At 38.6% G+C, this 13,473-nt stretch carries 10 protein-coding genes and 1 tRNA gene; 6 read left to right on the forward strand and 5 right to left on the reverse strand.

The features are described 5' to 3' along the window. Nucleotides 1-44: 44 nt before the first annotated feature. The gene (locus JK629_RS06910; RefSeq protein WP_202337869.1) at nucleotides 45-1,979 is read left to right on the forward strand and encodes a M1 family metallopeptidase; all 1,935 of its coding nucleotides are present in this window, start codon (nucleotides 45-47) and stop codon (nucleotides 1,977-1,979) included. Nucleotides 1,980-2,056: 77 nt separating this feature from the next. Here JK629_RS06910 and JK629_RS06915 read toward each other — a convergent pair whose 3' ends face one another. After that, nucleotides 2,057-3,448, reverse strand: a complete 1,392-nt coding sequence (locus tag JK629_RS06915) for a M56 family metallopeptidase (protein ID WP_202337870.1) — start codon at nucleotides 3,446-3,448, stop codon at nucleotides 2,057-2,059. Between the two features lie 2 nt (nucleotides 3,449-3,450). After that, the gene (locus JK629_RS06920; RefSeq protein WP_202337871.1) at nucleotides 3,451-3,816 is read right to left on the reverse strand and encodes a BlaI/MecI/CopY family transcriptional regulator; all 366 of its coding nucleotides are present in this window, start codon (nucleotides 3,814-3,816) and stop codon (nucleotides 3,451-3,453) included. Nucleotides 3,817-3,969: 153 nt separating this feature from the next. Between JK629_RS06920 and JK629_RS06925 the strand changes: the two genes are divergently transcribed. After that, nucleotides 3,970-4,545 (forward strand): PhnA domain-containing protein, encoded by a 576-nt coding sequence (locus tag JK629_RS06925; protein ID WP_202337872.1) that lies wholly within the window; start codon nucleotides 3,970-3,972, stop codon nucleotides 4,543-4,545. A 1-nt stretch (nucleotide 4,546) separates the two neighbouring features. Here JK629_RS06925 and JK629_RS06930 read toward each other — a convergent pair whose 3' ends face one another. The 3 genes from JK629_RS06930 to JK629_RS06940 form a co-directional block, all read right to left on the reverse strand. Next, nucleotides 4,547-6,298, reverse strand: coding sequence for a tetratricopeptide repeat protein (locus JK629_RS06930; RefSeq protein WP_202337873.1), 1,752 nt, complete (start codon nucleotides 6,296-6,298; stop codon nucleotides 4,547-4,549). After that, complete coding sequence (locus tag JK629_RS06935; RefSeq protein ID WP_202337874.1) at nucleotides 6,295-8,076, reverse strand: TPR end-of-group domain-containing protein; 1,782 nt, start codon at nucleotides 8,074-8,076, stop codon at nucleotides 6,295-6,297. The genes JK629_RS06930 and JK629_RS06935 overlap by 4 nt, the downstream gene beginning before the upstream one ends. 133 nt (nucleotides 8,077-8,209) lie before the next feature. Continuing rightward, complete coding sequence (locus tag JK629_RS06940) at nucleotides 8,210-9,598, reverse strand: dipeptidase (RefSeq protein ID WP_202337875.1); 1,389 nt, start codon at nucleotides 9,596-9,598, stop codon at nucleotides 8,210-8,212. 71 nt (nucleotides 9,599-9,669) lie between these two features. Here JK629_RS06940 and JK629_RS06945 point away from each other — a divergent pair, with 71 nt between their 5' ends. The 4 genes from JK629_RS06945 to JK629_RS06960 all read left to right on the forward strand — a co-directional run bounded on the left by JK629_RS06945 (nucleotide 9,670) and on the right by JK629_RS06960 (nucleotide 13,284). Beyond that, nucleotides 9,670-10,362 (forward strand): aspartyl/asparaginyl beta-hydroxylase domain-containing protein, encoded by a 693-nt coding sequence (locus JK629_RS06945; protein ID WP_202337876.1) that lies wholly within the window; start codon nucleotides 9,670-9,672, stop codon nucleotides 10,360-10,362. Beyond that, the gene (locus JK629_RS06950) at nucleotides 10,362-10,856 is read left to right on the forward strand and encodes a hypothetical protein (RefSeq protein ID WP_202337877.1); all 495 of its coding nucleotides are present in this window, start codon (nucleotides 10,362-10,364) and stop codon (nucleotides 10,854-10,856) included. The genes JK629_RS06945 and JK629_RS06950 overlap by 1 nt, the downstream gene beginning before the upstream one ends. A gap of 177 nt (nucleotides 10,857-11,033) precedes the next feature. Continuing rightward, nucleotides 11,034-11,115, forward strand: a tRNA-Leu gene (locus JK629_RS06955). A gap of 381 nt (nucleotides 11,116-11,496) precedes the next feature. After that, nucleotides 11,497-13,284, forward strand: coding sequence for a ParB/RepB/Spo0J family partition protein (locus JK629_RS06960; protein ID WP_154192230.1), 1,788 nt, complete (start codon nucleotides 11,497-11,499; stop codon nucleotides 13,282-13,284). Nucleotides 13,285-13,473: the final 189 nt, after the last annotated feature.

The raw sequence follows: 13,473 nt of genomic DNA on the forward strand, positions 1-13,473 counted from the left end.
CATACCATTTAGTACATTAGCTGTTTATTTTTAATTGAACACTAATGAAGTATTTCACACTCAGTTTCTTGGTTTCACTGTTTCTCACAACGATTCCGCTTACATTATTTGCTCAGCAAGCAAACCCCAACAATCAAGATCTTTTCGATAATGTTAGTTACAGACAAGGCAATGTTTACCGAACGGCTTCGGGTAAACCGGGGCCCGAATATTGGCAAAACTCCGCAGATTATATTTTGAAGGCTACTCTGGACGATAAAACGCATACCGTTTCTGGAAATGTGACGATTCATTATACCAACAACAGTCCAGAAACTTTAGATTTTATTTGGATCTATTTAGAACAAAATCGATTTACCGAAAATTCCCGCGGAACCTTAACAACTCCTGTTCAGGGAAACCGCTACAATGGTGATATTGAAGGCGGCTTTGAATTAAGCAACGTCTCAGCAAAAACAAAAACGGGCACTTCTTCCCAATATATAATTACCGATACGCGTATGCAACTTTGGCTCGATAAGCCTTTGGCTGCAAAAGGAGGAGAGGTTGAAATAAAAATGGATTTTAAATTTAAAGTTCCTGTTGAGGGGATGGACCGCATGGGCCGCCTAGAGGTAAAAGACGGCACTATATACGCCATAGCACAATGGTATCCGAGAGTTGCAGTTTTTGACGATGTAGTGGGCTGGAATACTGATCCCTATTTGGGTGCAGGCGAATTTTACTGCGAATATGGAAATTATGATGTAATGATTACCGCTCCTGCAAACCAAACCGTAGTTTGTTCGGGTGTATTGCAAAACCCTAAAGAAGTACTTACAAAAGAACAACAGGACCGTTGGTCACAAGCTGAAAAAAGTGACAAAACAGTTTATATTATTAAACCGGAGGAAGTTGGAAAGCCAGTGGCGCACGCAAAAACCGGAGGTACGCTCACGTGGCATTATAAAATGGAGAATACCCGCGATGTGGCTTGGGCAGCTTCCAAAGCATTTATTTGGGACGCAGCACGCATGAATCTTGGCGAAGGCAAAACAGGATTGGCCCAATCAGTTTATCCAAAAGAAAGTGACGGAAAAACCGCTTGGTCACGCTCAACGGAATTTACCAAAGCATCTGTAGAATTTTATTCAAAAAAATATTTCACTTACCCATATTATAACGCAATAAACGTGGCGGCAAGTGTAGGTGGAATGGAATATCCCGGTGTTAGTTTTTGTCATTACCAAAGCAGGGATGCAGATCTGTGGGACGTAACAGACCACGAGTTTGGGCACAACTGGTTCCCAATGATTGTAGGCAGTAACGAACGACGCTATCCATGGATGGATGAAGGTTTCAATACTTTTATAAACCATTACAGTACTGATGCTTTTAATAATGGTGAATTTCCAACAACTACAGACAAACCAAAAAATTTAGTGCGCTATTTAAGCTTTGAAAACCGTGAGAGTATTGATACTTATCCCGATGTGGCCAATGCAATGAATTTAGCATATACGGCCTATTATAAACCAGCAGCGGGACTTTATTTGCTTCGTGAGTACATACTTGGCGGTGAACGTTTTGACAATGCTTTTAAAAGTTATATTCACACTTGGGCTTTCAAACACCCGCAGCCTAATGACTTTTTTAACCATATGGAAAACGTGGCAGGCGAAGATCTTTCCTGGTTTTGGAAAGGCTGGTTTTATGGTAATGGAAATATTGATTTAGGCATTTCAGAAGTAAAACCTTTCAACGGCAATTATCTAATTACAGTTGAAAATGACGGGCAGATACCGATGCCGGTCCAATTGCAAGTGATTTATGAAGACAATTCAAAAGAAGAAATCTCGCTTCCCGTTGAAATCTGGCAGCGTGGCAATAGCTGGACGCACCTTTTAAAAACGACCAAACAAGTGCAGCGCGTGGTTTTGGATCCCAATAAAATGCTGCCCGATGTAAATGTTTTGAACGACACTTGGAATAAAATTTAAAATTCCCAACAAGGAAAAAATGCTTCCAAACTTTATAGTTTGGAAGCATTTTTTTTAAATAATATTTGGTAATTAATTTAGCATCCGTCTAAATGAACTATCGGATATTGGTTTACATCTATAGTAACATCGTTCGTGCTTTTTTTCACCATTTCAATCGCTTCGTCTGTGCTGTATTTATGCGGGCCTATGTAAAAAGTGGCTCCCCGTTTTCCCAATTCCTTTACATATTCCACAGGGTCTGCAAGTGGCGCTGGCGGAGCCTCGGGAGCCATATATAAGTTTCCGTTTTCTGCTGAAGGTGTTTTAGAAACCTTTGGGGCTGGCGGCGGCGGTGGAACATCACTTTTTTCACCTTTCTTTACTTTTGGAGGTTTCGGAGCTTTTGGAGGTTTGGGTGGGGGTGGGGGAAGACACTCAGGAAACGTTTCTGCATTTGCTTTCTGTTCATCGTTCATTTTGCGGTAAATGGTTTCCAAACGTTCCAAATCCTTCTTTTTGATGATTCGTTCTTCAATGTCAACCGCGTTATATTTTTTTGCCAGTTTGTTATATTCAGCAACTTCTGCTTTTGTGGCCTTTTCTTTAATTGATTCATTTGTTTGTGCGTTTTTTTGAATAATTTCTTTCGAGCTAAACCCATAAATCAATACGGAAAGCAAGGGCAAAATTAAAAGGCTTCGAAACCAGATGGCTCTTTTGGAGGTGCGTGTTTTCATAAGTGTAAATCGTTTTTTGATTGATGAATAATTCAGTGAATGCGCCAGCGATGGCGTAGCTGCATTTGATGAGAATGCAAGTAATATCTTTTGATAGTCTGAAGTTTCGGCACCTGCGTTTAACACGGCACGGTCTGCCAAAAACTCGTGGTTCAGTTTGATACTTTTTTTAAAGAAATAAAACAGCGGATTGAACCAAAACACAATCTGCAATATTTCAATAAAAATAATGTCCAAACTGTGTTTTTGGCGCGCATGTGTTTCTTCGTGAAATATTACTTCCTGCGGTATTTCACGGTTTTCGAATTGCTTTTTGTTCAGAAATATATAGTTGAAAAAAGTATGTGGAATTACAGTTTCGTTTAAAAGTACGTTTATAAAAGGGGTGTTTTTATATTTTGGATTTTTTCGAATTTTTTGGATTAACCCAAAAAGACTTCTGAAAAATTTAATGCTAAAAAACAACACGCCAAGGCCATAAATAGTCCAAAGCACGAACGGCCAGAAATTTAAGGTTTGTTCAACTTCAGTATAATTCGATTGCGGAGATACTTCGGAATAAATGGGCACGATAGGCGAAACCTCTATATAGCTGGTAAAGGTGATAAGCGGAATAAAAAAAGAAGCCAATAAACTACCGAATAAATAAAAACGCTTAAAAGTGTGCAGAGAGGTATTTTCCAAAGCCACTTTGTAAAAGGTGAAAAGGATTGCTAATATGCTTCCGGATTTCAAGAGATATAACTCCATAATTATTTCTTTTTAATTTCAGAATCGATGAGCGCTTTCAGTTCTTCCAGCTCTTTTTTGGAGAGATTGGTTTCTTCGGTAAAAAAAGACGCAAACTGCGATGGGCTGTTATTGAAGAAATTTTTTATCAAACCATTCACATGTTTTGAGAAATAATCTTTCTTTTTTACCAAAGGAAAATATTCCCGCGAACGCCCAACTTGTTTATAATCCACAAAATTTTTGTCCTGCATCCGTTTCAAAAGCGTGGCAACGGTTGTTGTTGCTGGTTTTGGATCGGGATAGGCTTCCACTAAATCTTTCATAATAGCGCGTTCCTTTTTCCAGAGAAGTTGCATCAATTGTTCTTCGGCATTTGAAAGAGTCATCTTGTAAATTTTAAAACTGACTCTACAAATGTAGAACAAAATTTTAATTCTACAAATGTAGAGGATGGATTTTTTGAAATCATATGTTTTCGAATAGTTTATATTTGCAACCTCATTCTCCAAAGCCCTGGCAATGGAGTAAAAAAATTAAAAATGAATTCAGAAAAAAACCTACGAGAAAGGAGTGGTAATGCATGTGAACTTTGCGGCTCTGAAGAAAATTTGATTGTTTTTGAAGTGTCAAATTCTCCAACAGATGTAGCGGAAACTAGCATTTTTATTTGCAACACTTGTAAAGAGCAAATAGAAGATCCGGAAAAAGTAGAGTCAAACCATTGGCGCTGTTTGAACGATAGCATGTGGAGCACCGTGCCGGCAGTACAAGTTATGGCATGGCGCATGCTAAACCGTTTAAAGGTCGAAGGTTGGCCGCAGGATTTGTTGGATATGATGTATCTGGAAGATGAAACCAAAGAATGGGCAAAAGCTGGTGTAGCAGAAAATCAAGCGGAAGCAGTAATTCATCGCGATTGCAATGGAAATATTTTAGAAGCCGGTGATTCGGTAGTTCTTATAAAAGATTTAAAGGTGAAGGGTAGCAGTATGGTTGCCAAACAAGGTACTGCAGTTCGTAGAATCTCTCTTGATCACGAAAACGAAAAGTACATTGAAGGCAAAGTCGAGGGCCAACAGATTGTAATTATCACTGATTTTGTGAAGAAAATATAAACTAATATTTATAGTTCAGTTTTTTCATAAATTCCTTAAATCGGGTCTCGTTCCTATAGGCTTCAAACATAGGTTCGTTCGGTAGTTCAATGAGTCCAAGATCATTGTATGTCCGTGCTTTTTCTAGCCAATAATACATTTTTTCTTTGTCTTGGAGCACTGCAAAGGTTCCCGCAATTTGAAAACTCCAAGCTTTTTCATATTCATTGATCAATTTATTCAGTGCGATATTGGATTTTTCCTTATTGCCCAAACAATGGTAGGCTATAGCTTCTACGTGAAGCCTAAATCCTTCCAGAGGTTCTTTTTTTATGACATCTAAGGCTTCATTATATCGTTTCTGGTTTATTAGTATCAGCGCATATAATGAGTACGCAACATCTTGATTAGGGTCTAAGCCAATGGATTTCTTTATAGCTATTTCGGCCTCCTTGAAGTTTTTCGCCATATAATAGGTGTTGGCTAAACTGTAATAATTGCCAGCATTTATGGGATCCAGCGTAATTACTTTTTTATGGATTGCAATAGCCTCTTCTGTTTTACCGCGTAACAGCGCTACTTCTGAAGCCCTGTGGAGGGCGGTCTCATTATTGGGTTCTAAACGCAATGCTTTTTCAGCAAGTCTTCCGGCTTTTTCAATATCATTTTCGTATTCCAAAGACAATAAGGACAGGAACGCGTAAGTTTCCGCATAGATGCTGTCTGCTCTTATTGCTTGTTCTGCAACTTGATAGGTTAGCTTTTTAGCTTCTTCATAATTAATAATTCCGAAATTATTTTTTGTGTGGTAAATATTGCCCAGCGTTATCAAGGCTGGAGCATATGTGGAATCTATGGCCAAAGATTTTTTCAATAATTGCTCAGCTTTTAGCAAGGATGAATTGTCAAAGTTATTGTGAAATATATGGCGACCTTCCAAAAATAAGGTATAGGCATCGGTATTGGGTTCTTTTACTTTCGGAATTATTTTATCCAAAATCCGCAATTGAAGATTTTCAGCCACTGCCTCGGCAATTTCGTTTTGGATCTTAAAAATATTTTTGAACTCTTTCTCCCAACTCTGTGACCAAATATTAGTATCGCCTTTGGTTTCAACAAGGTTTACGCTTACCCTTATAATACTGTCCTGTGAGCGTACGCTGCCTTCCAGAATGTAAGCTACATTTAATGCTTTTGCTATTTCTGGCAGATCCATTGCTTTGTTTTTGAATGAAAAGGCAGAGGTGCGCGAAGTAACTTGCAGTTCGTGTATGTTAACAAGGGAATTTAGCACTTCTTCTGCCAACCCATCGGCAAAATAACCTTGCTGATTGTTAGGCGACATGTCTGAAAAAGCCAAAACAGCTATGGATTTTTCAGGATTCGTTTCCAGGGCTATGGCAGATTCATTTTTTTGTGATCGCAGCCGAAACCTATCCACAAACAATAAAATTATTGCCAATGCTAAAAAAGCAATGATGAAGGTATTGAGTTTTTGACCTGTTTTTTGAGCAATTGATTTTTCTTTGGGAACATTCTTCGTTTTTTTGATACCGTCGGCCGTAATTTCAAAAAACCAGGAAATACAGACCCACACTGGCAGCAAGACGATTAAAATGATTAAAATCATTTTTCCGAACCAAACGGGGGCATTAATGATAGGAGTGAGTATGGCTATAACCTGTAGCAGAACCCAAGAAAAAACCAAATATGAAACCGTGCCTTTAAAAACATTCCTTCTTTTCAGCTCGTTAAAAAAATCATTAAGGTTCATGATGCGCCGTTATCAGTTATAGGGAAGCCCATTTTGTCAATGAATTTTTGCCATCTTTTATCGTTGTGCAGATTTCTAAAGCGGGGTTCAGACAACACCTCGTTCAATCCCACATCGTGTACTTCATATGCCTTATTCAGCCATTTAAAAGCATTTTCGGTATCATCTCTAAAGGAATAACTTTCGGCAATTTGATAGGCCATATCACTTGAATATTTTGCAATAAGTTCTCGCATATAGGCTTCAGATTTTTTCATATCGCCCATTTTGTAATATATATCAGCATAAATTTGCAGACTCCAGCCTTCATCCTCTTCTCTTTTAATAGCTTCCATGGCGGCTTTTACATTGTTTTGTTGCAATAATATGCGTGCGTAGTAATAATGGACGGCATAGCGGTTGGGCTGTAATGCTATACATTTTTTTGAAGCTTCCACGGCTTTGTCCAACTGGTCCGCACAATAGTATGCATTCATTAGTTGATAATACGAATCTGGATTAATCGGGTCCAGACTTGCTGAATATTCCTGAAGCCTAACGGCACTTTCCACATTGCCCATAGCCAATGCAAGGGTAGATGTAAGGTTTATTATTTGAGGATTAGACCCGTCCAGTTTTAGGGCTATTGCATTTAATTGTTTGGCTTTTGTAAAATTCCACTCATAACTTAACTCAATATCTGCCAAATATGCATAGGCCAAAGCATTTTCGGGGTCTATCTCCAACACTTTATTTGCTGCTTCCTTGGCCAAAGTATATCCTTGCTTAAACCCTAATGTTCCATTGTTGGCCTGGGTTTCGTACACTCTTGAAAGTAGCAGCCAGGCCGGCACATACTTATTATCTATTTCCAGTGCTTTTTTGGCAAAAGAAACGGATTCAATTAATTTTTGTTCGTCACTGGAAAAATTATAGGCGTGCACTGCCTGCAGATAAAGTCTATAAGCTTCAGGATTGGTTTTTTTGGATTTCGGAAGCGGTTTTGAATCTAACAAATTTAGTTCCAGTGCTTTTACAACGGCTTCGGAAACCTCGTCCTGGATAGCAAATATGTTGTCCAGATTTCTATCATAGGTTTCAGACCATAAGTGCTTGTCTTTTTTTGCTTCAATAAGTTGGGCGGTAATACGAAGTAGGTTTCCAGATTTGCGCACGCTGCCTTCCAAAATATACGTAACGTTTAGTTTTTCTGCAATTTCAGGAATCTGTAATTCTGAATTTTTAAAAGAAAAGGTTGAGGTGCGGGAAGTAACTTTCAGATTTTTAATCTGCGATAATAAATTCAGAAGTTCTTCCGTAAGCCCATCGGCAAAATATTCATTGTCTTTTTTTTCTGAAAAATCCTCAAATGGAAGTACCGCAATGGTTTTGGAGTTCATTGCTATGGGAAGGTCAACGAAAGTATTGTTGCTTTTTTTGTCGGTTATAATAAACCTGTCAATCACTAAAACAACAAGAATAAGCGCTAATATTCCAATTATAACTTTATTGAGCCTTTTTCCAGTTTTTTTCCGAATGGAAGCAGATTCAGCAACTTTACTGGTTCGTTTTAACCCCGTGGGTGTGAATTCAAAAATCCAAGTAAGCAATAAATATATTGGAAAACCGATTAAAAGCAGGTAGAAGAGACTTTTGGAAATCCAAAGAGGCATTTCTAGAATGTCCTTCAGCAGTGCTGCAATGCGAATAAGGAGCCATGACACCACTACATAGGAAATGGCCCCCTTTATTACATTGCGCCGTTTTAGCTCATTCCAGAAACTTTTCCCCTTCTTCAAAACTCAAAATATTTGGTTAGATATATTGAATCCTAAAGGTAGCGAATTTATTGATTATCAGTCTTCGTGCCTGTATGGATACAATATGGGGATTTAAATAATGCCTTGAAATAAAACTTAGCTAATTTTATATTTACTTACTCAACTCAGTAAAATAATGGTAGAATTGCGGTATGGTTTCAATGCCCTTTAAATAATTCCAAATACCAAAATGCTCGTTGGGCGAGTGTATGGCGTCACTGTCCAGCCCAAAACCCATCAAAATAGTTTTGCTTTTCAGTTCTTTTTCAAACAAAGCTACAATCGGGATGCTTCCGCCGCTTCGCTGTGGAATTGGTGTTTTTCCAAAAGTTTCCTCATACGCTTTTTCAGCAGCTTTATAGCCCAAACTGTCAATTGGTGTAACATAAGCTTGACCGCCGTGATGCGGCTTCACTTTTACGCGAACGCCTTCCGGAGCAATACTTTCAAAATGCTTTTTGAAAAGCTCGGTAATCTTTTTCCAGTCTTGGTTAGGCACCAAACGCATACTTATTTTCGCAAATGCTTTGCTCGCAATTACCGTTTTTGCACCTTCGCCTATGTAACCGCCCCAAATTCCGTTCACGTCCAATGTGGGGCGAATGCTATTTCGCTCGTTGGTGGAATATCCCTTTTCGCCATAAACGGCGTCAATGTCCAATGCTTTCTTATAATTTTCAAGGCTGAAGGGCGCTTCCGCCATTTTCTCGCGTTCTTTTTTGGAAAGTTTTTCCACATCATCATAAAATCCGGGAATGGTAATGTGGTTGTTTTTATCGTGAAGCGAAGCAATCATTTTTGTCAGCACATTTATGGGGTTTGCCACCGCACCGCCATACAACCCGCTGTGCAGGTCTCGGTTTGGGCCGGTAACTTCCACTTCCACATAACTCAAGCCGCGAAGCCCCGTGGTAATTGACGGCACATCTTTCGCGATCATTCCTGTGTCGCTTATCAAAATTACATCATTGGCAAGCTTTTTCCGGTTTTTGGTTACAAACCATTCAAGACTACTACTGCCCACTTCTTCTTCGCCTTCAATCATAAATTTCACGTTGCAGGGGAGTTGGTCGGTTTTGGTCATATATTCCAAAGCCTTTACGTGCATATACATTTGGCCTTTATCGTCACAACTTCCGCGGGCGAAAATGGCGCCTTCGGGGTGCAATTTTGTTTTTTTTATGACCGGCTCAAACGGTGGACTGTCCCACAAATCCAGTGGATCTGGCGGTTGCACGTCGTAATGGCCGTAAACCAAAATGGTCGGGAGTTTTTTATCAATTATCTTTTCGCCGTAAACAATGGGGTAACCGGGGGTTTCGCAGATTTCTACGAAATCGCAGCCTGCTTTTTCGAGTTGTTTTTTTACGGCTTCCGCAGTTTTTAGTACGTCTTTTTTGTAAGCTGAATCGGCGCTGATGGAAGGTATTTTCAACAGTTCGATCAATTCATCCAAAAACCGTTTTTTGTTTTTTTCAATATAAGTTTTAGCACTTTTCATTCTGATATATTATTTTTTCTAAAAGTACTAAAAATGACGTAATTTGGCAGGTAAACCAACGCTTTCATTTTATGAAAACTGCTTTATTGAAATTGCCTTTTCACTTTTCGGAAGAAAAACTACTTAAGGATTTGGAGGTATGTAAAAAGTATGAATTCACTTCACACTTCAACAAAAATGATTATTGGGGCGATTGGACTTCCATCTCCCTACGCTCCCAAACTGGTGAAATGAACAATATTTTTGCGCTTCCGCAGAACAATAAAAAATATAAAGACACGGAGCTGCTTCAAAAATGCACCTATTTTAAAGAAATCATTGATTCTTTTGAATGCGAAAAGGAGTCCATCCGGCTTCTGAATTTAAAACCGGGCAGCGTAATAAAAGAGCACACAGATTATAATCTGGGTTACGAAGATGGGATTTTCAGAATCCACATTCCAATTACTACTAATGAAAATGTTCATTTTTTTATCAATTATGAAGAAGTAAAAATGCTTCCCAGTGAGTGCTGGTATGGAAATTTCAATTTTACGCACAGTGTTCGCAACGATGGAAAAATTGACAGAATCCACTTGGTGATGGACTGTTTGCGCAATGATTGGTCTGATATATTATTTGCTGAAAACGGTTACAATTTTGAGGCTGAATACCAGCAATCAGAATATTCCCGAGAAACCAAACTGCAAATGATTGAACAATTGAAATTGATGGATACCGAAATCTCCAGAGAAATGATACAGCAATTACAAAAAGAACTTTAATGAAAGAGGGGAAAGAACGCGACTTGGTTTTGGAACGGATTTGTCGGTTTTTTGATGAAATATCCATTCAATATAATTTCACCGAAATTGAAACAGAAACCTTTTTACCTGGCATCCAAATTAAAAACGGCACCCTGCAAATTGATTTGCAAAAACTGAAATATCCCGGAGATTTATTGCACGAGGCAGGACATATTGCGGTAACAAAATCAGAAGAGCGAAATACTTTAAACGATAACGTAATTGAAAACAATGCAGAAAAGGCCGGGGATGAAATGGCGGTATTGTTGTGGTCTTACGCAGCATCGAAGAAAATAGGTTTGGCCCCCGAAGTTGTTTTTCATGAAGATGGCTATAAAGGCGAAGCTGTTTGGCTTCGTGAACAGTTTGAAAGTAAAAACTATATAGGCTTGCCATTACTGCAATGGATGGGATTGGCAGAAACGGAAGGGAATCATGCCTTTCCAAAAATGAAGGCTTGGCTGCGCGAATAAAAAACCTTGAAAAAATTTCAAAATAAGTTGGCTTTCATTTGTAAGTATTATTTATATTTGCACTCCTTTTACAATATGTCCTAAGTGTTGTGAAGGATTTTGATGCAGGCGTGGTGGAATTGGTAGACACGCTAGACTTAGGACGTAGCGAAATAAAAACTGTTAAAATATTGAAATGCGGGCGTGGTGGAATTGGTAGACACGTCAGACTTAGGATCTGATGCCGCGAGGTGTGGGAGTTCGAGTCTCCCCGCCCGTACAAAAGCCGAAGAGAAATCTTCGGCTTTTTCCATTTAAAAAACTCTCGAAAAAAAGGTCGGGTACAACATAGGTACAACATTTTGCTAATTTCAGGGCAACATTTGTATTAATGTCAAATGTTTCAATTTGTTATTAAACCCTATTATTTTTCTAGTAAAATAATAAATTCTGCTAATTAGCAACCTTATTCCTTCGTAAGGGGAGTTTATTATCATACAATATGACCGCAATTTAAACTCGTAAAATACTTCCATCAAAAGACTACGGCATAAAGCCATTTCTTCAGCCAGCGCTTATTTATTCCGTTTCCTTTTGAGCCAAGATTTTATCTTCCGTTTGGTTCCTGCTCAAATATTGTTTAATCTAAAATTTGAGTATTATGACAACAAAAGCGAGTACCACAAAGAAGCGCAGTAGAGCGAAATCTATTGTCAAAAAAGAAGTGAATGGAATGGAAGCATCCGCACTTCAAATTCAGAACCTGGCTATAGGCAAAATAAAGCCCGACCCAGAACAACCAAGAAAAACTTTTAGCGAGGATGCATTACAGCAGCTTGCAGAGAGTATCGATAAGCACGGTGTATTACAACCGATTACGGTAAGGCAACTAAATGAACATTATGTCATCGTGATGGGCGAACGTCGGTATCGTGCAAGTATGCTGGCAGGGAAAAATACCATACCCTGTATTGTGAGGACTTATAAGAACAGTGATGTTCTGGAGGTACAAATCATCGAAAATCTGCAAAGACAGGATGTTGAGCCTACCGAAGAAGCCGAGGCGATTGCCTATCTAAGAGAAAAATATGCGCCTACTGAAATTGCCAAACGATTGGGCAGAACGGATAACTTTATCAGACAACGCTTAAAGCTGGCAGGTTTGATAGAAGGCTTTAAACACTTTGTCCGCAATGGCGAAATGACCATTTCCTTGGGTGTAGGTGTCGCGCTCTTTGTACCTGAAGAACAGCAGATGATGTTGGAAACGATGGGCAAGGATTTCAATGCGCACCAGATAAACAGGATGATTAAAGACCAGACCTATGATTTGGAAAAAGTATCCTTTGATGTAACCGACAAAAAATTAGTACCGAAAGCAGGGTCTTGTGTCGAATGTCCGTTCAACGCAGCCAATCAAGGGAATCTATTTGGGGATGGAAAGATGGTCTGTACAAAATCATCTTGTTACGAATCCAAGAAAAACAAATCGTTCTTAAACCTGATTGAAAAATCAAAGAAAGAAAATGTACTGTTGATTCCTGAAATACGAAAGTATTGGGCAGATGATGAACGTAATCAGCTGTTCATTTCACAGCTAGAGAAAAATGATTTGAAGGTCTATTTGCTAGACGATGTTGAAATCATTGAAAAACCGATTCAGCCCACATTGGAAGCCGTAAAAGAAGAATATCAGAATTACGACTACAATGAAGACGAGCTAAAAGAAGAATTTGACGAGGCTACCAAGACCTATAACGAGGAATTGGAAAAGTACAATTCGGCTACAGCGAATGGATTTAGAAATGGCATCGTTTTTCATCCTGAATCTTACCTACACAAAGAAGTATTAGTGAAGGTCATCGAAAAATCAGAAGATGCAAACGAAGTACATTCTGTACCATTATCGAACAGAAAAATGGATGATTGTACACCAGATGAACAAATCATTAAAATCAACGAAAGGGAAATCCGGAAAAAGCAAATCGAGAATAATCGACAGTTTGAAGAAGTTGTCGGGATGATTCGAGAAACTACGTACATAGAGACCAAGAAAACGCTTTCGGTAGATGAAATGGTCGCCTTTTCAATTTCGCTCTACGAAAACAATGTGGACTACTTTAGTCAGCAAAAGTACTTTACAGGATTATTGGGCGATACATCAAAGCTATCCAAAGTTGAAATCGTGGAAAATTTCAAGAAGAAGTTCAAAAAAGAAATTTTTCATAAGCTGATTCGGTATATGCTTACCAAGCAAGTGCATTTCGGCGAAAGTAATCACGTAAATAATTTAACGAACATTTCATTCTACAATGCAATGCAAGGATATTACAAAACTAAGATTGCCGGTATTGAAAAAGAATATGCCGAAAAAAGGGACAAGCGTGAAGAACGTTTAAAAGAGCGCATCATAGTTCTTGAAAAGCAAATTCAGGAATGGAACGATTAGTTTTTGTTGTTTGAAGAAGGGTCGGCATTCGTGCTGGCTCTTCTTTTTTATTTAGATAATTTTTATTTGAAAATGAGGAGCCAAATAGAAAAAATAATCAATCAATAGTAGCGCAAAGGTAAACTCGTAAAATACACCCATCAAAAGACTACGGCATAAAGCCGTTCGCCCACTCACTATTTATTCCGT

Origin of the sequence: Aequorivita iocasae (genome assembly GCF_016757735.1) — a bacterium.
Taxonomy (GTDB): domain Bacteria; phylum Bacteroidota; class Bacteroidia; order Flavobacteriales; family Flavobacteriaceae; genus Aequorivita; species Aequorivita iocasae.